Here is a 17,728-nt window from a genome sequence, read left to right on the forward strand (position 1 = left end):
CGCGCCTGCCGGAGGCGCCACGCAGGGGAGAGACGGGGGGCAATGCCTGCGGAATTGGCCGAACCCAACCCCCTCCTGCCCTCACGCCACCACAGCGGCTAAGCTGCGCCGACGCAGCAAAGGACTCCCGCATGACCGAATGGCCCCGCCCGGTGGATGGCACTGTCACTCCCCGCTTCGCCGGCCCCGCCACCTTCATGCGCCTGCCGGTGATGGCGGATGCAAGTGGCCTCGACATCGCGATCTTCGGCATTCCCTTCGATGGCGGCACCACCAACCGGCCCGGCACACGCCACGGCCCGCGCCAGCTGCGCGAGGCCTCAGGCCTCATGCGCCGCGTGCATCCGATCAGCCTGACCGAGCCCTATACGCTCTGCCGCGTGGCCGATCTCGGCGATCTGCAGACCAACCCGACAGACCTGATGCAGACGCTGGACCTGGTGACGGCGCAGGTGGCCGCCATCCGCAAGGCGGGGGCCTGGACGCTGGCGGCGGGTGGGGATCACCTTCTCTCGCTGCCGCTGCTGCGGGGCATCATCCAGGCCGAGCCTGGCCTCGCGCCCCTCGGCATGGTGCATTTCGATGCCCATTCCGACACGAATGACAGCTATTTCGGCGGCACCCGCTACACCCATGGCACACCCTTCCGCCGCGCCATCGAGGAGGGGCTGCTGGACCCGAAGCGCATCGTGCAGATCGGCATTCGCGGCTCGCTCTACGCCGCTGATGACATGGACTGGGCGCGTGAGGTGGGCATCCGCATCATGACCATCGAGGAATGCGAGCGGATGGGCCCCGATGCCGTGGCGGCGGAAGCGGTCCATCTGGCCGGCGGCGGCCCCACCTACCTCACCTTCGACATTGACAGCATTGACCCCGCCTTCGCACCCGGCACCGGCACGCCCGAGGTGGGCGGCTTCACCCCGCGCGAGGCGATGCGCATCCTGCGCGGGCTGCAAGGCCTCGATCTGGTCGGCGCCGATCTGGTGGAAGTCTCGCCGCCCTATGACCCGAGCGGCGGCACCGCCATGGTGGGAGCGACCATGATGTTCGAGATCTTGTGCCTCATGGCCGAATCGCGGGCACGTCTGCGCCCTGGCTGAGGCAATTGGCGCCTGGCGGCCGTGATTCACCCCAGGGCGGGCCTTCTGGCGGTGCGGCACGCGGGGGATGCTGGGCGCTCAAATCCGGGGGACCCCCATGCGCCGCACCCTTCTGCTCCTCGCCGCCCTCACCTGGCCACTCGCCGCCCAGGCGCAGGCGCCCATCACCATCGTGGTGAATTTCGGCGCGGGCGGCTCGGCTGATCGGATGGCGCGGCTGATGGCGCCCGAAATGAGCGAATTGCTGGGCGCCCAGGTCATCGTGAAGAACACCACGGGGGCCGCTGGCGCCATCGGCGCTGCGGAAGTGGCCCGCGCCCGGCCGGATGGGCAGACGCTGCTGCTCTCCACCACCGGGCCGATGGGCATCCAGCCGCATTTCCGCAGTGACCTGCCTTATCGCGTGGCGGATTTCGCGCCGCTCTGCCAGCTGGGCGACGCGCCAGTGATGATGATGTCGGCCCCCAACAGCCCGATCCGCAATGTGCCCGCGCTGGTGGCCCAGGCGCAGGCGGCGCGCGGCGGCTTCACCTATGGCTCGGCGGGCCAGGGTTCGATCCCGCATATCGTCATGGTGGCCCTGGCCCGGCAGGCGAATGTCGAGATGATCCATGTGCCCTTCCGCGGCAGTGCGGAGGCGATCATCGCGCTGCTGCGCGGCGATGTGAGCGTCTATGCCGACCTGCCTGGCCCCTTGCGCGTCAACAACCTGCAGGCCGTGGGGGTGATGGCCGAGGCCCGCACCGCCGAATTCCCCGAGGTGCCCACCCTGCGCGAGCAGGGCTTCGACATGGTCTATTCCATCTGGGCCGGGCTGTTTGCGCCGGCCGGCACGCCGGCCGCCACGCTGGATCGGCTGCAATCCGCCTGCGAGCGCGGCTTGCAGCGCCCGGCCGTGGTGGAAGGGTTCCAGCGCATCGCCACCCCCATCGTGTTCCGTGGGCAGAGCGCCTTTGCCGCCTATTGGCAGGCGGAGCTGGAGAAATTCCGCGCGATCGTCCAGGCCTCGGGCATCCGGCCGGGCGATTGACGCGGCGGACGTAGGAACGTCCGGCCAGCCTGGCCTCCGGAGGGCACGTTGGAGGGCCCGCCAGAGGGATTGAAAAACCCGCGCCGAAGCCCGAAACTCCAGCCTTGCAAACCCGATCCCGCCGCCCGCAATTTTTCTACACCACCACGCCCCTGCCCTGCCCCTATCTGCCGGGCCGGACGGAGCGGAAGATCGTGACCGAATTGAGCGGCCCGGATTCCGAGCTGCTGCATGACCGCCTCTCCCGCGCCGGGTTCCGGCGCAGCCACAACATCGCCTATTCGCCGGTCTGCCCGGGTTGCCGCGCCTGCATCCCGATCCGCGTCCGCGCCGCCGATTTCGTGCCCAACCGCACGCAGCGCAAGATCGCCGCCCGCAACGCGGATCTTGATGTGCGCGCCGTACCCGCACGCGCCACGGCCGAGCAGTTCGCGCTGTTCCAGCATTATCAGCAAACGCGCCACCCGGGCGGCGACATGGCGGCGATGGGGTTCTACGACTACCGCGCCATGGTGGAGGACACGCCCATCACCACGGGGCTGGTCGAATTCCGGGACAGCACGGGCCGCCTGCTTGGCGCCTGCCTGACCGACTGGCTCTCGGATGGTCTCTCCGCCGTCTACAGCTTCTTCGCCCCCGAGGAGGATCGCCGCAGCCTCGGCGCCTTCGCCGTGATGTGGCTGCTGGCCGAGGCGGTGCGCGGCGGGCAGCCCTATGTCTATCTGGGCTATTGGGTCGCGGAGAGCCGGAAAATGGCCTACAAGGCCGGCTACCGGCCGGCCGAGGTGCTGATCCAGGGGCAATGGATGAAGCTTGGCGAGGATGTTCCCGTCACGGGCGAGCGGGTGAACGCCGAATAGAGCCACCTGCCTTCAGGCGAAGGCATCCGGCCCCAGCGCGCGATGCTCAGTTCCGGAACCGCGTCGAGGTCCGGCGCATCTCATAGAGGATCTGGCAGCGCCCCCGCCCGGGATGGCTGCCGGTGAAGCGGCGCGCATTATTGGCGCCTTCAAAGATCTGCCCGGTCCCGGCGCCGAACAGGCCGAAACTCGGCAGCGTCACCGCGCCATTCGGCCCCACCGTGGCCTCCAGCGGCGGATCGCCCGGCAGCCCCGCGATCTCGAAGCGATTGCCCCGCAGTTGCCCCGTCACCCGGGTCTGACCGGAGCGCCCGGTGGCCTGGCAATCCTGCAGCCGCGTTCCCTCATAGATGCCGTCATGCGGGCTGGTGCGCTGCGCCGAGGCCGGAGTGGCAAAGGTGGCCATCAGCAGGGCAGCCAGGAAAACACGGTGCATGATTCAACTTCCGAAGCGGTTGCTGCGCGGGAACCCGTTGGGCGGCGCCTTCCCGGCGCCGGCCCGGTTGCCACGCCAGGTGGTCAGATCGGTCTCCACCCGCACCCGGTCTCCCAGGCGCCAGCTCAACCCTTCCGCCCGCGTAAATACCTTGGCATCCGCCAGGCCGCCATCCTTGTAGGATTGCAACTGCACCCCGCGGCCGCGCGTCATGACCGGCAATTGCTCGATGGGGAAAACGAGCAGCTTGCGGTTATCCCCCACGACAGCGACGTGATCGCCCTCGGCCACCACACAGAGGGCGGCGCGCGTCGCGCCCTCCAGCACCAGGACCTGCTTGCCGGTGCGCTTTTCCGCGATCAGCTCGCCGGCTTCCACCAGGAAGCCCTTGCCATCGGCCGCGGCCACCAGGAAGCGGGAATTCTCGGCCGGCAGGAACATGGCCAGCACGCCATCCTCATTGGGCAGGTCGAGCATGAGGCGCAGCGGCTGGCCATCACCCCGGCCGCGCGGCAGGGTCTCGGCGCGCAGGGTGTAGGCCTTGCCGTTGCTGGTGAAGATGACGAGGCGATCGGTGCTTTGCGCATGCAGGCGGAAGGCGAGCGCATCGCCCTCCTTGAAGCGCAGCTCCGCATCCTCGGCCAGGTGGCCCTTCAGGGCGCGGATCCAGCCCTTTTCCGACAGCACCACAGTGAGGGGCTCGCGCTCGATGAAGGCGCTTTCATCCACCACCACGGCCGGCATGCCGGAGCCGATGGCGGTGCGCCGCGCACCCAGCTTGCCCTCGCCGAACTTCTTGCGCGTCTCCTCGATCTCGGCGGCGATGGCGGCCCAGCGCTTGCCCTCGGACGCGAGCAGCGCCTGCAGGCCCTTCTGCTCCTTCACGAGCTTCGCGTGCTCGCGCTTGATCTCCATTTCCTCCAGGCGGCGCAAGGCGCGCAGCCGCATGTTGAGGATGGCTTCCGCCTGCACTTCCGTGAGGCCGAAGGCGGCCATCAGCTTGGGGCGCGGCTCATCCTCGGTGCGGATGATGCGGATCACCTCGTCCAGGTTGAGATAGGCAATGAGGTAGCCATCCAGTACTTCCAGCCGGCGCGCGATGGCGGCCAGGCGGTGGTTGGTCCGGCGCAGCAACACCTCATGCCGGTGGTCCAGCCAGGCGCGCAGCGCCTCGCGCAGGGACATGACGCGTGGGGTGCGGTGCGCATCCAGCACATTCATGTTCAGGCTGAAGCGGCTTTCCAGCTGGGTCGCGCGGAACAGCGTCTCCATCAGCACGGCGGGCTCCACCGTGCGGTTGCGCGGCTCCAGCACCAGGCGGACATCTTCCGTGCTTTCGTCCCGCACATCGGCCAGGAGCGGGAGTTTCTTCTCCTCCAGCAGCAGCGCGATCTGTTCGATCAGCTTGGATTTCTGCACCTGGTAGGGGATTTCCGTAATCAGGATGGTCCAGGCGCCGCCCTTGCCCTTCTCGACCTCCCATTTCGCGCGCAGCCGGAAGCCGCCACGGCCGGTCGCATAGGCTTCGGCGATGCTTTCGGCGGGTTCCACCAGCACGCCACCGGTCGGGAAATCGGGGCCGGGCACATGGGTCAGCAGCTCGGCGTGGCTGATCTCGGGGTTGGCGATCAAGGCCAGTGCGGCGCCACACAACTCGCCCGCATTATGCGGCGGGATGCTGGTGGCCATGCCCACCGCGATGCCGGTCGCGCCATTGGCCAGCAGGTTCGGGAAGGCGGCGGGCAGGACGATGGGCTCGCGATCCTCGCCATCATAGGTGGCGCGGAAATCCACCGTGTCCTCGTCAATGCCCTGAAGCAGGGCCTGCGCCACCTCGGTCAGCCGCGCCTCGGTGTAGCGCATGGCGGCGGCGTTATCGCCGTCGATATTGCCGAAATTCCCCTGGCCTTCGACGAGCGTGTAGCGGGCCGCGAATTCCTGCGCCTGGCGCACCAGCGCGTCATAGATCGAAGCATCGCCATGCGGGTGATACTTGCCCATCACATCGCCCACGATGCGCGCGCATTTCTTGAAGCCTGAATCGGGGTCCAGCTTCAGCTGGTGCATGGCCCAGAGCAGGCGGCGATGCACGGGCTTCAGGCCATCGCGTACATCCGGCAGGCTGCGCGCCATGATGGTGGACATGGCATAGGCCAAATACCGCTCGCTCAGCGCCTCGCCCAGCCGCGTGTCGCGGATCTCGCCGCCTTCCTTCACCAGATCATCCGCCATGCGCAGTCGGTCCCGTCATCAAGGTCAAGCGGTCCTGCAGCCTCTCCCGCGCCGCGGGCAGCGGGCGGTGCTGATGGCCGAAGGCATCCCGGGTGAGGAAGAAGCCTGTCACGCGGAGTCCCGCAAGCCATTCCTGCACATCGGAGGGCTGCGCCGCATCGCGCAGGAAGGCGGGCAGCGGCAAGAGCCGATCGGCATAGGCTGCCCCCGCCTCGGCACTCACCGCCCGGCCGGATTTGGGGGAGACGAAGACGAGGTTTTCGGTGGCGCCGGTGGCGGCGCAGGTAGCGAGGTCCAGGCCATAGCCGAGTTCGGCCAGCAGCGTCGCTTCCCAATGGACCAGCAGGGGCAGGGCATGCTCCGGGCCGCGCGCCAGCGCCGCGATCACGCCGACCAGGCCGTGAAAGCTGCCCGGATGGGCCACGCGCTCCGGCAGGGCGCCATCCGCCACCGCACAGGCCGAGGTGAGGACCGAGAGCGAAAGCGCGTCATCCAGCGCGAGGGAGGCCGCCGCATGCACCATTTCCCCCGAAAGGCTGCCCAGCTGCTCGGCCAGGCGGGCGACCCAGCGCGCCTCGATCAGATTGCCCGGCTGCCAGAGTGCCGCCTGCCCGCGCGAGGCGCCGCCCTTGGCGAGGCCCGCATGCCGGCCCATCGCCTCGGTCAGCAGCGTGACCACTGCGCCGCCTTCGCCATGCGGGCGGGTGGCCAGCACGACGGCAGGGGCATTCCATTCGAGGGAAATTTTCTGCGCCCTCAGGGGCGGCGCAGCGCGAACGTGCCGGGGGCACGATGCGCGGCTTCGGCCAGCTTCACGGGTGGCCGCAGGCTCGGCGGCCTTGCCAGCCTTGGCTGAATGCGCCGGTCAGCCGTCATCTTCCAGGCCCAGCGCCCTGATCCGCCCGCCTTCCTCATCCCAGCCCGGCCGCTCCTTCACGTTCAGGAACAGATGGATCGGCCGTTCCAGCAGCGCCGTGAGTTCAAGGCGCGCCCGCTTGCCGATCTCCTTGATGCGCGCCCCCCCCTCGCCGATCAGGATGGCCTTCTGCGTGGCCCGCGCGATGTAGATGGTGCAATCCACCCGGGCACTGCCATCCGGGCGCTCGGTCCATTGCTCGGTCTCCACGCTCGCGTGGTGCGGCACTTCCTCATGCGTCTGGCGGAGGATCTGTTCGCGCACCACTTCGGCGGCCAGCATCCGGTTGGGCAGGTCGCTCAGCTCATCCTCGGGGAACATCCAGGGGCCGGGCTGCATCACCTCGGCCAGCTTGGTGCGCAGCTTTTCCAGGCCGCGCTTCTTCTCGGCCGAGATCATGAAGGTCTCGGCGAAGGGCAGCATCCTGTGCAGCTCCGCCGCCAGCGGCAGCAGCGTCTCGGGCGGGATCAGATCCACCTTGTTCAGCGCGAGCCAGACGGGGCGCTGCTGCTGGGCCAGGCGCTCGATGATGCCGCGCACCGTCTCGGTGATGCCGCTTTTCGCATCCACCAGCAGCAGCGCGAAATCCGCATCCTTGGCCCCCCCCCAGGCGGCCGAGACCATGGCGCGGTCCAGCCGGCGGCGCGGCGCGAAGATGCCCGGCGTATCCACCAGGATGATCTGCGCCGGCCCCTCGATCAGCACGGCGCGCACGCGGAAGCGCGTGGTCTGCGGCTTGGGTGAGACGATGGTGACCTTGGTGCCCGCCATGGCGTTCACCAGGGTGGATTTGCCCGCATTGGGCGCGCCCAGGATGGCCACGAAGCCGCAGCGCTGGGTCTCTTGGTCCGTCATGCCGTTCTCTCCGCGAGCCAGGCTTCCGCCGCCGCCTGTTCCGCCGCACGCTTATTCGTGCCGGCACCGACCGCTTCGCGCCCGGCGGCGATCACCGTCGACTCAAATCGGGAATCCACCCCTTCCCCGCCAACCGAGACGGTCATGTAGGCGGGCAGGCCCAGGCCCCGCTTCAGCGTCCATTCCTGCAACTCGCTCTTGGGCGAGCGCGGCGGCTGCGCCTGGCCTTCCAGCGCCGTCACCCATTCACGCTCGATCACGGCGCGGGCCGCGGGCAGGCCGCCATCCAGATAGAGGGCCGCCAGCACGGCCTCCAACGCATCGGCCAGCGCCGTGGCGCTACTGCGCAAGTTGCTGTGCCGCTGCGATGGCGGCAGCCGCAGGGCAGCACCCAGCCCCATGCGCTCGGCGATCGGCGCCAGCACATCGCGCGAGACGAGCAGACCGAACCGCTTGCCGAGATCGCCCTCGTTTTCCTGGGGATAGAGTTCCGAAAGCCATTCGGCCATGCACAGGCCGAGCACCCGGTCCCCCAGGAATTCCAGCCGCTCATTGGTCTTGGCGGCACCCGTCTCGCCCGCCGCGGAGGCATGGGTCAGCGCCCGGAGCAGCAGCGCACGATCCTTGAAGCGATGACCCAGGCGGGTTTCAAACGGCGTGAGGCCGTCCGTCATCGCACCGGGCCGCTTATCGGACTGCACTCAGCAGGCGGGAGTAACGGATGGCGAAAGGCCAGCCCCAGACCTCCCACCAGCGCGCACTGCCATCCACCGAGAAGAAGATGAACTCCGCCCGGCCCACCAGATTCTCGATGGGGATGAAGCCCACGGCGCTCGGCACGCGGCTGTCCAGGCTGTTGTCGCGATTATCACCCATGGCGAAGACATGCCCGTCCGGCACCTGGAATTCCGGCGTGTTGTCGAGCGGGCCGTCATCCGATTGCTCGATGATGAGGTGCGAGCGGCCGCCGGGCAGGAATTCGCGCCACTGCTGCACCGTCATGCGCGGGCCATCGCCCTCCGCCACGAAGGGGCCGAGCGATTCGCGCCGCACCGGCTGACCGTTCAGATGCAGGATGCCGCGCCGGACCTGCACGATATCCCCCGGCAGGCCGATGATGCGCTTGATGTAGTCCTGGCTGGTATCGCGCGGCAGCTTGAACACCGCCACATCGCCGCGCTGCGGCGTCGCCCCCCAGATGCGGCCCGAGAAGAGGTTCGGGCTGAACGGCATGGAGTGCCGCGAATAGCCATAGGAATACTTCGACACAAACAGGTAGTCGCCCACCAACAGCGTCGGGATCATCGAACCCGAGGGGATGTTGAACGGCTCGAACGCCACGGTGCGGATGCCAATGGCAATCAGCGCGGCGTAGAGGATCGTCTTGACGCTCTCGAGCCAGCCGCCCGTTTTCTTCTTCGTCATTGAGGTGGAGTTTTTCGCCATGGAGCTTGGGGAACCGCATCAGGAGCCTGGGGATTGAGCCCAGCCCCCGGCTGGAGTCAAGGAAGCACGGGCGATTCAGGCACGGCGGTGATGATGACGATGGCGCTGGCATAGGGGTATTCATCCGTCATGGTCAGCGCGATCTCCGCCCGATGCCCGGGCGGCGTCATGGCGGCGAGGCGCGCGGCCGCCCCCCCGCTCAGGCGAAGGGTGGGCTGGCCGGAAGGCAGGTTCACGACCCCCAGATCCTGCATGAAGACGCCGGCGCGAAATCCCGTGCCCAGGGCCTTGCTCGCGGCCTCCTTGGCGGCGAAGCGCTTGGCGTAGGTGCCGGCGCGGATGCGTTCGGTCCTCCGCTCGGCCTTGGCGCGCTCGATCGGGGTGAAGACCCGCTCCAGGAAGCGCGCGCCATGCCGCGCCATCACGGCCTCGATGCGGCGAATATCGCAGACGTCATTGCCGATGCCCAGGATCATGCCCTGCCCCACGCCGCCGCGCGGCCGGATTCGTTGCGGATGCGGCCGGCCGCGGGCCTCATCCCCGCGCCCGATCCACGCGCACGACGCCCTCACAGGCGCGCAGCGTGCCCATCACCTCGGCCAGGTGGCGCGTGTCGCGCACCTCCACATCCAGGTTCAGGTCGCATTCGTCATCATCGCGCCGGGCGAGGCGCAGATTGGTCAGCACGCCCTTCTGCTTGCTGATGGCATTGGCCACCCCCGAGAGGAGCTGCGGCCCATTCACCGCCGCGACCGAGAGCCGCACGACATGCGCGGCCGGCCCGAGGGACCCCTGCTCCCAATCCACATCGAGAAAGCGCTCCGGTGTGGCGGAGAAATTCTCCAGCATGTGGCAATCCTGGGTGTGCACGGTGACGCCCTTGCCGGTGGTGACGATGCCGACGATCCGGTCGCCCGGGATGGGGTGGCAGCATTGGGCGAAGTGCAGCTGCATCCCCGCCACCACGCCGGTGATGGGGGCGGCCGGCACCGAAGCCTGCTTCTGCCCATGGCGCCCCAGCCGCGCGCGGGGGGCGACAAGGCCCATCGGCTCCATGCCGCGCGCCGGCGCCCGCAATTCGGGGAAGGCCGCATTCACCACATCACGCGCGCTGATGCTGCCGGCGGCCACCGCGTGGAACATTTCCTCCACGCCCGATTGCCGGAGCGCCTTCACAGCGGGCTCCAGCAGCTTTTCCTGGAATTCCAGGCCGTTCTGGCGGAACGCCTTGACGATGGCGGTGCGGCCTTCGTCGCGCTGCTTCTGCTTTTCCTCGGCCTGGGCGAAGCGGCGGATGCGCGCCTGCGCCTTGCCCGACTTCACGAATTTCATCCAGGCCGGGTTGGGCTGGCCGCCCTTGGCCGTGATGATCTCCACCTGGTCGCCATTCAGCAGCTTGTGGTCGAGCTTGACGATGCGCCCATTCACCTTGGCGCCGACGCAGGCATCACCCACCTGGCTGTGCACGTGGTAGGCGAAATCCACCGGCGTGGCGCCTTGCGGCAGCTCGATCAGGTCGCCCTTGGGCGAAAAGCAGAAGACCAGCTCCCGATGCAGCTGGAGCTTTGTGCTCTCCATCGCGTCCTGGACTTCGGGCTCGCTCTCCAGGATGTCGAGCAGGGCGCGCACCCAAGGGTAGCTCTTGGCCTCGGCCGCCTGTCCGCCCTGCTTGTAGACCCAATGGGCCGCCAGGCCGTATTCGGCGATGTGGTGCATCTCCCGCGTGCGGATCTGCAATTCGATCTTGGCCTCGTCGCGGCGGCCGGGCAGCAGGACGCCGGTGTGCAGCGACTGGTAGCCATTGGTCTTGGGGGTGGAAATGTAGTCCTTGAAGCGCCCGGCGATCACCTTGAACGCGTCATGCACCGCGCCCAGGGCCATGTAGCAATGCGCGCGCTCGGGCACGATGATGCGAAAGGCCATCACATCCGAAAGCCCTTCGAAAGCAACGTTCTTCGCCTGCATCTTGCGCCAGATCGAATAGGGCGATTTCGCGCGCCCCGAGACTTCATCCACCGGTACGCCGTTGATTTCGAGCGCCTCGCGCAGCTCCTGCTCGATCTCGGGGATGATATCGGCCGAGCGGCCGCGCAGATAGGTCAGGCGCTGAGCGATGGTGGCCCAGGCATCGGGGTTGAGTTCGCGGAAACCCAGCGTCTCCAGCTCGGTCTTCAGCGCTTCCATGCCGATGCGCTCGGCCAGCGGGGCGTAGATGTCGAGTGTTTCGCGCGCCGTGCGCAGCCGGCTCTCGGGCTTCGTCACGAAGCCGATGGTGCGCATGTTGTGCAGCCGGTCCGCCAGCTTCACGAGGAGGACGCGCAGATCCTCGCTCATCGCCAGCAGCAGCTTGCGCAGGTTTTCGGCCTGCTTGGTGCGCTCGCTTTGTACCTCGATGCGGGAGAGCTTGGTGACGCCATCCACGAGGCGGGAGACTTCGGCGCCGAAGCGCTTTTCGATCTCGGCCAGGCTGTGCGGCGTATCCTCCACCACATCATGCAGCAGGGCGGTGGCGATGGTGGCGGTGTCGAGGTGGTAGCCCGCCAGGATTTCGGCGACGGCAATGGGATGGATGATGTAGGGCTCGCCATTCTGGCGGGCCTGGCTGGCATGGGCCTCCGCCGCGAAACGGCCGGCGCGCAGGATCACATCGGCATCGAGCCGGGGATCGGCCGCGGTGATCCGCTCGCAGAATTCAACGACGGCATCCAGGCCAGGGATGGCGGCCCCGCCGCCGGCCAGGCCATCAGGCGCGCGCGCCACCGCCGGATGATCCGGGGCGGCGCGGAGCGTCATCCGGGCTAACTCAGTCCTCGCGGCCGCCGAGTTCGGCGGCGAGTTGCGCTTCGAGGTCATCGGGGGAGAAATCCTCGCCCCCCAGTTCGGCGGGCAATTCCTCGTTCACATCCATGACGCCGAAGATGTTCTCGTTCGTGTCGATCAGATCCATCACCTCGTCCTCGACGGGCTCCGGCTCCGGCGCGCGGCTGAGGGACTTGATGAGATCCTGCTCGAGGGCCGGCAATTCCACCGTCTGGTCGGCGATTTCGCGCAGGGCGACGACGGGGTTCTTGTCATTGTCGCGATCAATGGTCAGGCTCTCGCCCCGGCTGATGTTGCGGGCGCGCTGGGCGGCGAGCAGAACCAGCTCGAAGCGATTCGGAACCTGGAGGATACAGTCTTCGACGGTGACGCGGGCCATGGGGAACCTCGGGCAATGAAGGGCGGCCGCAATTCTGGCGTGGGGGCCATGCTGCGGCGCGGCGAACCTGTCAGATAAGCGTTACGGGACGCGGGTGCAAGCGGCACTCCGCTCAGGGCGGCATGAAGGGCGGAGGGAAAGGGATGGCAAAGTTCATCACACGCGGGAAAAGGCATCGCGCGCCTGGGAGGCGTGGCCGTGGCAGCGGGTCCAGCCAAAGCATCCTAAGGGGGGAAGATCAGCATTGACTCGATTCCAGAACACTCCCTACTGAATAGCAACGAAGACTGCGCGCTTGCGCCAAAAACCTCCACACGGGCATCAAATTGCGTAAGACGCTCTTCTTTTTGGGCCCGCCGACTGGGCAAGCTTCGCCGATCTCCCCTCTGATCGAATGCCTCGACTTGGCCGCATCCGACGCAACACGCCAAGCCTTGTCCGACTTCAACCGCCGCCTGATCGCGAAGGCCGGCCGCGGCCCGTTGGATCCCAGACCCATCGCGCCGATCTGGGCCGAACCGCTGGAGCAGCGGCAATATACGCAATTTGCCGGCGGGTTGCTCGGCGATGCCGTGCGCCGTGACCCCGTCATTGCGTTGGAAGATCCGGGCCTCGCGCGCATGCTTCCCATCTGGCGCGCCGCTTGCCTCCACCATGCGGTGACCCCTTTGGTCGTGCTGATTGCCAGGGATCCGCGTGATGTGGCCGCCGACCTGGCAACGCGGTTCGGCCTGGCATCCGAGCAGGCGTATCTCCTGTGGCTGGCACATATGCTCGCCGCAGAAGAATTTTCCCGCCCCATGCGCCGCACGGTGCTGAACCATGACGCGCTTTACGCCGATTGGCGCTCCACCATCACAGCAGCCTTTGCCAGCCTCGATCTGGCGCCGCCCGAGACCCAAGGCCCCAAGGCCATGGCCCTGGACCACTGGCTCGTGGCGCATGCGGCAACGCCGCATCCCGAACGGCGCGACATCAGTGGCGATCAGCCTTTTGAGCAATTGGCGATGCAACTGCACGGCACCATGCTTCGTTCCGCTCCGGAGGATCGGTTGGACCGCCATGAATGGAACAAGGCCCGCGCTACGATGAAAACTGCCCTGGCAGAACATGCGCCAGACGCCGCGCCGCCGGGTCCTGCCGAATACCCAGCCGACGATGAGCCCATCCTGGCAAGGACCCGGGAAGTTTCCGGAACTTCCCGCCACGTGATTCTGCATTATCATCTCTTCAAGAACGCCGGCACATCGCTGGACCAGACGCTGAAAGCCCATTTCGGCCAAGCCTGGAGCGAGCGCGAGGGCCAGGGCGCAGGCTGGCGCAGCGCCGATATCGCCGATTACATCGCCGAACACCCCCAGATATCAGTCCTGTCATCCCATACGGCGCTGCTGCCGGTGCCCCGGATCGCCGATGTCATGGTTCATCCGTTGATCATGCTCCGTCATCCGCTCGACCGTGTGCGTTCCATTTATGAGTTCGAACGCCGGCAAACCAAGGATACGGAGGGTTCCATCCTTGCGCGAGGGACCGATCTTGCTGGCTATATCACTTGGCGCCTGGACCGCGACGGTGACCGATCCATCCGGAACTTCCAGACGCTGCGGCTTGCGCAAGCCTTACCCCCTACGGAAGGCACGGAGTTGATCCGCGCCATGGCTGCTGTCAGCGCCCTGCCGAATGTCGGTGTGGTGGAAGCGTATGACGCCTCGTTGCGCGCCTTCACCTTAGCCCTGGCGCCGCATTTCCCTGGGCTTTCCCTGACCCCAACGCGCGCGAACGTGACCCAGCGGCCAGGGCTTTCGCTCGATGATCGGTTGCGCGAACTGCAGCAGGAATTGGGAGAGGGCCTGTATGAACGGCTCGTTGAAGCCAACGCCGCCGACCTTGAATTGCACCGCTTCGCCTTGCGGCGCTACCAGGATAGCTGAAGCGACGCGGACGGCCTGCGGTCCAGGCGGTGGTTGTCGCCTTGATCAATCTTGAGAGATTGCGCTTCGCCTGCCGACTGCGACGATGGAAGCGCGCATTGCTCGATGGCGCGCCTATCGCCCGTAGCTGACCGGGCGGCAATGCCGATACACCAGCGCGGACCTGGCGCGGTCGTACAGATCAATCTTGGCCATCCATTCGCGCGTCATCTCGTGCCCCTGCTGGAAGGAGAAGCGGCTGCGGGCCAATTCCGCGGCATTGGCCTGGACGCGCCGCCACTCCGCCTCATCCGCATGAAGCCGCTCGATCGCCGAGGCCCATTCCTCCGCCGTGCGGGCCAGCCAGCAATCATGGCCGGCCGTGAGACCAATCCCTTCGGCGGCGATGGTCGAAAGCACGCTTGGCACCCCACGGGAGATGGCTTCCAGCACCTTGCCCTTCATGCCCGCCCCGGCCATCAGCGGCGCCACGAAGACGCGCGCCTGCTGGAAGACGGGGTCCAGGCTGGGGACGTAGCCGATCACCCTGATATTGCCGCCATCCAGCGCCTGGATGGACGGAGGCGGATTGCTGCCGACAATGCTCAGGATGATGTCCGGCGCGCGTTCGGCCAGCAGCGGCATGACATGCCGCGCCAGGAACTCTACCGCGGCGATATTGGGCGGGTGGCGGAAGCCGCCGACAAACAGCAGGCCGGAGGTCTCGGCGAAACGCGGCAGCGCCGCCTCGTTCACATCCACCACCCAGGGGAGCTTCGCCAGCTTCGCCTCCCCGAAGAGATGGCTTTCCAACACGGCGAGTTCGGTCTCGGAATAGCTCAGCGTCACGTCGCTCGCGCGCACCATGGCGAGTTCCGCCTCCCGCGTGGCCCTCGCCCCTTCGAAACTATAGGCGTCCGATCCGAGTGCCGCCTCCCGCGCTTCGCGCAGGAAATGGAGATCGGCCAGGCAGAAGGCCACCCGCACGGCGGGGGCATGCTCCCGCAGGGCGGGGAGCAGGTCCTGGGCCACCGAATACCGCGTCACATAGACGAGGTCATACTCATGGGCCGATTGCTCGATATACCGACCGAATGACGTGACAAAGGGCGCGTAGAGGCATTCGACGCCGATCCGCTGCAAGGCCAGGACATGGCGGTCCATATAGGCCAGGTTGCGCGGCAAGAAGCTGACCTTGGCCCCGCAGGCCTGCAGCAGCCGGATTTCCTGGAATGCCGCATAGCCGCCCGCATCGGCATCAACGGCGGGGAAGCGATGATCCACAAAGAGCACGCGCAACGTGACGTTGCGGTCCTTCTCGCGGTCCGGTGCCACGCCCTCCACACCATGACCGGCAAAGAGCTGCGCCCATTTGCGCTTGAACTTCGGGCGATTGATCTCCTGGAAGCGCTTCATGCCCGAGGTGACGGTGGTGCCCGAGGATTGCCCCTCATGATGAAACACCTGCGAGGTCGGCACATAGACCACCTTCAACCCCGCCTGCCGGACCTTCATCGCCAGGTCCGTATCTTCAAAATAGCCTGGCGCGAACTCCGCGCTGAACCCCCCCAGGGCCGACCAGAGATCGCGCCGAAGCAGGATGGCGGCCCCCGAGAGATAATCCACCTGGCGCACATAATTGTAGCGCGGATCCTGCGCATTGCCGTTCCGGCCGACATTCCAGGGATTGCCCGAACCCCAGACGATGCCACCGGCTTCCTGCAGGCGGCCATCGGGATAGAGCAGCTTGCTGCCGACCAGCCCGACGCCGTCGAAATTCTCGAACACCAGCAGCAACTCGGCCAGCCAGTTCGGGGTCACTTCCGTGTCATTGTTCAGGAAGCAGATGAATTCGCCCCGCGCGATCTGCGCGCCGTCATTGCAGGACGCCACGAACCCGAGGGCCGCGGAGTGGCGCACCACACGAACGCCGGGCAGGAATGTTTCGAGACTCGCGCTTTCATCGGTGGAGCCATCATCCACCAGGATGATCTCGAACGACGTCGGGTCAAAAGCAAACAGCAGGGACGCCACGCAATTGTAGGTGACCTCGAACTTGTCATGGATCGGGATCACGATGGAGACGCGCGGCGCATCAGCCTGGGGAACCCGCAGCACGGGATACTCCCTGCGCTTGCGAAAGCCCGTCAGCAACTCATCATGCAGCAGCGCCAGGTCTGGCGGCGCCCGCCACACCGGTTCACCGGAATGCGCGGCCCAGTCCCGATAGCTCTGGAAATGGAAGCGGGCAGCCGGCGATGCGTTGATATCCAGCGGTTGGCCCGCATGCAGCTGAAGCGCCGGCCAGGGCGTCATGTAGGCGGGCAGGATCTCCACCTGGGCGGCCAGTGGAATCTCTTCGGGCAATTGCCGCAACTCGATGAGATGAAGCATTCCATCCATATGCTTCGCACTCAGGTACAGTTCTACGGTGAAGGTGCCATCGGCGATCTGCGCATGTCCGGTGATGCTCAATTCACCATCCACGAAGGCGCCCAGGTTGAGGGAACTGAGGGAACCTGGCGCAAGCCGGCCGGCGATCCTGATCTGGCGATGCGAAACATCGAACTGCGTCACCTGGGGGGCGGTCGCCTGTTCCGGAAACTCGACATCCTCCAGGATTTCGACTGATCCCTGCAGATCCAGATGCAGCTTTACCAGCCCGACAGGGCCTGCCCGCAGGCCACGTGGCCGCGCCAACCTGGCCGAAATGGCCACCATGCCCTGCAATGCGCTCAAGTCGCGGAAGCGGCCCGGTGGCGCGTAGCTTGGGGCGGCATCGGCCTTGCGCTGCTGCTGCAGCGCGACCTTGGCGAAAAACACGTAGCTGGTGTCACGCCGGAGCGTGGGCCCCTTCTCGATGGTGATGGTGAGCGTGGCGGAAGCTGCGGGCGCCACCAGAAGCAGGGAGAGTTTCTGATAGTCTTCGACCGAAACCCCACCCCGGTGGCTGCTCGAAATGGGCCAGCTTTCCTGGCGCAACACTTCGCCCTCGGCACTGAGAAAGCTTGCGACGATCCGCCCTTCGCAGCGTTGGACAGCGGCGAGCATGGTCAACTCATACTGAGCCAGGGGCGAGACCGCGCAGGTCGCGTTCAGCGCGGGGTCCATCAGCACGGCCGTTGCCGCCACCAGCCCGCCCACTTCGCCTTGCGCCGCGGCAATCGCCTCGCCTTCATCGGCCGCCACGGACCCCAGGTAGAAGGTATCCACGCCCTCGATCATGTTTTCGGGGGAGTGGTTCTTGCCGCTCCTCGGGTGGCCGGCATGCTCGAACTGCCATTCCAGCGCGGGATTTTTCAGGAGGTCGGTCAAGGCGATGTCCATCACCTTCCGCTCCAGCAGGATGGCGGCCTCCAGCGAGGCGTCGGGCAGTTCGAACCAAAAGGCCGGTTCCTGGTCCGGGCGCGCGAAGACGACGACATTCAGCCGCCCGAGCTCATCCATCCGGTGTTCGGCGACATGCGAGGTGAGCGGGGCCGGCCGGGAAAGTGAAGAGAGCGCGGCCGCATCCCCGGGGCGAGCAGCGCCGATGGCAGGTTTCCGAATACCGGAATTCTGTGTTCCAGGGTTTTGACTGCCAGGGCTTCGGATTCCAGAGTTCACTCGAATAATCCTCTTCGATCCATTGGCATTCCTGCCCTGCCGCGATGATGAACCCTCCGCGCGAACTTCAGGCCGGGCTGCGGAAAAGCCTATACTTTTTCTGCCGATGGCAGCAAATCCTTGATGCGTCGGGGA

Annotated in this window: 14 protein-coding genes; 4 read left to right on the forward strand and 10 right to left on the reverse strand. The window is 66.8% G+C overall.

The genetic code is table 11. The features are described from left to right. The first annotated feature begins 131 nt into the window (after nt 1-131). The 3 genes from speB (at nt 132) to LHU95_RS17080 (ending at nt 2,993) form a co-directional block, all read left to right on the forward strand. A complete protein-coding gene (gene speB, locus LHU95_RS17070) occupies nt 132-1,103 on the forward strand; it encodes an agmatinase (protein ID WP_248708158.1) in 972 nt (323 codons plus the stop codon). A gap of 97 nt (nt 1,104-1,200) precedes the next feature. Then, complete coding sequence (locus LHU95_RS17075) at nt 1,201-2,133, forward strand: tripartite tricarboxylate transporter substrate binding protein (protein ID WP_248708159.1); 933 nt, start codon at nt 1,201-1,203, stop codon at nt 2,131-2,133. Nucleotides 2,134-2,237: 104 nt separating this feature from the next. Then, a complete protein-coding gene (locus LHU95_RS17080) occupies nt 2,238-2,993 on the forward strand; it encodes an arginyltransferase (RefSeq protein ID WP_248708160.1) in 756 nt (251 codons plus the stop codon). 46 nt (nt 2,994-3,039) lie between these two features. Here the strand turns inward: LHU95_RS17080 and LHU95_RS17085 are convergent, their stop codons facing one another. From LHU95_RS17085 to rpoZ, 9 genes are all read right to left on the reverse strand, one after another. Further along, nucleotides 3,040-3,429 (reverse strand): hypothetical protein, encoded by a 390-nt coding sequence (locus LHU95_RS17085; RefSeq protein ID WP_248708161.1) that lies wholly within the window; start codon nt 3,427-3,429, stop codon nt 3,040-3,042. Nucleotides 3,430-3,432: 3 nt separating this feature from the next. After that, a complete protein-coding gene (parC, locus tag LHU95_RS17090; RefSeq protein WP_248708162.1) occupies nt 3,433-5,661 on the reverse strand; it encodes a DNA topoisomerase IV subunit A in 2,229 nt (742 codons plus the stop codon). Then, entirely contained in the window at nt 5,651-6,406 is a 756-nt protein-coding gene (gene recO, locus LHU95_RS17095) for a DNA repair protein RecO (RefSeq protein WP_349292688.1), read from the reverse strand. Before recO ends, parC begins: the two co-directional genes overlap by 11 nt. 120 nt (nt 6,407-6,526) lie before the next feature. Beyond that, nucleotides 6,527-7,432 (reverse strand): GTPase Era, encoded by a 906-nt coding sequence (gene era, locus LHU95_RS17100; protein ID WP_248708164.1) that lies wholly within the window; start codon nt 7,430-7,432, stop codon nt 6,527-6,529. After that, a complete protein-coding gene (rnc, locus tag LHU95_RS17105; RefSeq protein WP_248708165.1) occupies nt 7,429-8,106 on the reverse strand; it encodes a ribonuclease III in 678 nt (225 codons plus the stop codon). Before rnc ends, era begins: the two co-directional genes overlap by 4 nt. A gap of 13 nt (nt 8,107-8,119) precedes the next feature. Next, nucleotides 8,120-8,857: a signal peptidase I gene (gene lepB / locus LHU95_RS17110; RefSeq protein WP_248708166.1), complete on the reverse strand. Its 738-nt coding sequence runs from the start codon at nt 8,855-8,857 to the stop codon at nt 8,120-8,122. Nucleotides 8,858-8,934: 77 nt separating this feature from the next. After that, entirely contained in the window at nt 8,935-9,354 is a 420-nt protein-coding gene (gene acpS, locus LHU95_RS17115; RefSeq protein WP_248708167.1) for a holo-ACP synthase, read from the reverse strand. Between the two features lie 58 nt (nt 9,355-9,412). Continuing rightward, nucleotides 9,413-11,671, reverse strand: coding sequence for a bifunctional (p)ppGpp synthetase/guanosine-3',5'-bis(diphosphate) 3'-pyrophosphohydrolase (locus LHU95_RS17120; RefSeq protein ID WP_248708168.1), 2,259 nt, complete (start codon nt 11,669-11,671; stop codon nt 9,413-9,415). 10 nt (nt 11,672-11,681) lie between these two features. Next, on the reverse strand, nt 11,682-12,077 hold the full coding sequence (gene rpoZ / locus LHU95_RS17125; RefSeq protein ID WP_248708169.1) for a DNA-directed RNA polymerase subunit omega: 396 nt from the start codon (nt 12,075-12,077) through the stop codon (nt 11,682-11,684). Nucleotides 12,078-12,403: 326 nt separating this feature from the next. Here rpoZ and LHU95_RS17130 point away from each other — a divergent pair, with 326 nt between their 5' ends. Next, entirely contained in the window at nt 12,404-14,008 is a 1,605-nt protein-coding gene (locus tag LHU95_RS17130; protein ID WP_248708170.1) for a hypothetical protein, read from the forward strand. A 114-nt stretch (nt 14,009-14,122) separates the two neighbouring features. Here the strand turns inward: LHU95_RS17130 and LHU95_RS17135 are convergent, their stop codons facing one another. Then, nucleotides 14,123-17,434 carry a glycosyltransferase gene (locus tag LHU95_RS17135; RefSeq protein ID WP_248708171.1) on the reverse strand — a complete coding sequence of 1,104 codons (3,312 nt, stop codon included), beginning with the start codon at nt 17,432-17,434 and terminating at the stop codon, nt 14,123-14,125. Nucleotides 17,435-17,728 lie beyond the last annotated feature (294 nt).

Origin of the sequence: Sediminicoccus sp. KRV36 (assembly GCF_023243115.1) — a bacterium.
Lineage (GTDB): Bacteria > Pseudomonadota > Alphaproteobacteria > Acetobacterales > Acetobacteraceae > Roseococcus.

Excerpts from the sequence above, each read along its gene's own strand:
- speB (WP_248708158.1), top strand. The coding sequence starts at position 132 with ATGACCGAATGGCCCCGCCCGGTGGATGGCACTGTCACTCCCCGCTTC.
- LHU95_RS17075 (WP_248708159.1), top strand. The coding sequence starts at position 1,201 with ATGCGCCGCACCCTTCTGCTCCTCGCCGCCCTCACCTGGCCACTCGCC.
- LHU95_RS17085 (WP_248708161.1), bottom strand. The coding sequence starts at position 3,429 with ATGCACCGTGTTTTCCTGGCTGCCCTGCTGATGGCCACCTTTGCCACT.
- parC (WP_248708162.1), bottom strand. The coding sequence starts at position 5,661 with ATGGCGGATGATCTGGTGAAGGAAGGCGGCGAGATCCGCGACACGCGG.
- era (WP_248708164.1), bottom strand. The coding sequence starts at position 7,432 with ATGACGGACCAAGAGACCCAGCGCTGCGGCTTCGTGGCCATCCTGGGC.
- rnc (WP_248708165.1), bottom strand. The coding sequence starts at position 8,106 with ATGACGGACGGCCTCACGCCGTTTGAAACCCGCCTGGGTCATCGCTTC.
- lepB (WP_248708166.1), bottom strand. The coding sequence starts at position 8,857 with ATGACGAAGAAGAAAACGGGCGGCTGGCTCGAGAGCGTCAAGACGATC.
- acpS (WP_248708167.1), bottom strand. The coding sequence starts at position 9,354 with ATGATCCTGGGCATCGGCAATGACGTCTGCGATATTCGCCGCATCGAG.
- LHU95_RS17120 (WP_248708168.1), bottom strand. The coding sequence starts at position 11,671 with ATGACGCTCCGCGCCGCCCCGGATCATCCGGCGGTGGCGCGCGCGCCT.
- rpoZ (WP_248708169.1), bottom strand. The coding sequence starts at position 12,077 with ATGGCCCGCGTCACCGTCGAAGACTGTATCCTCCAGGTTCCGAATCGC.
- LHU95_RS17135 (WP_248708171.1), bottom strand. The coding sequence starts at position 17,434 with ATGGATGAGCTCGGGCGGCTGAATGTCGTCGTCTTCGCGCGCCCGGAC.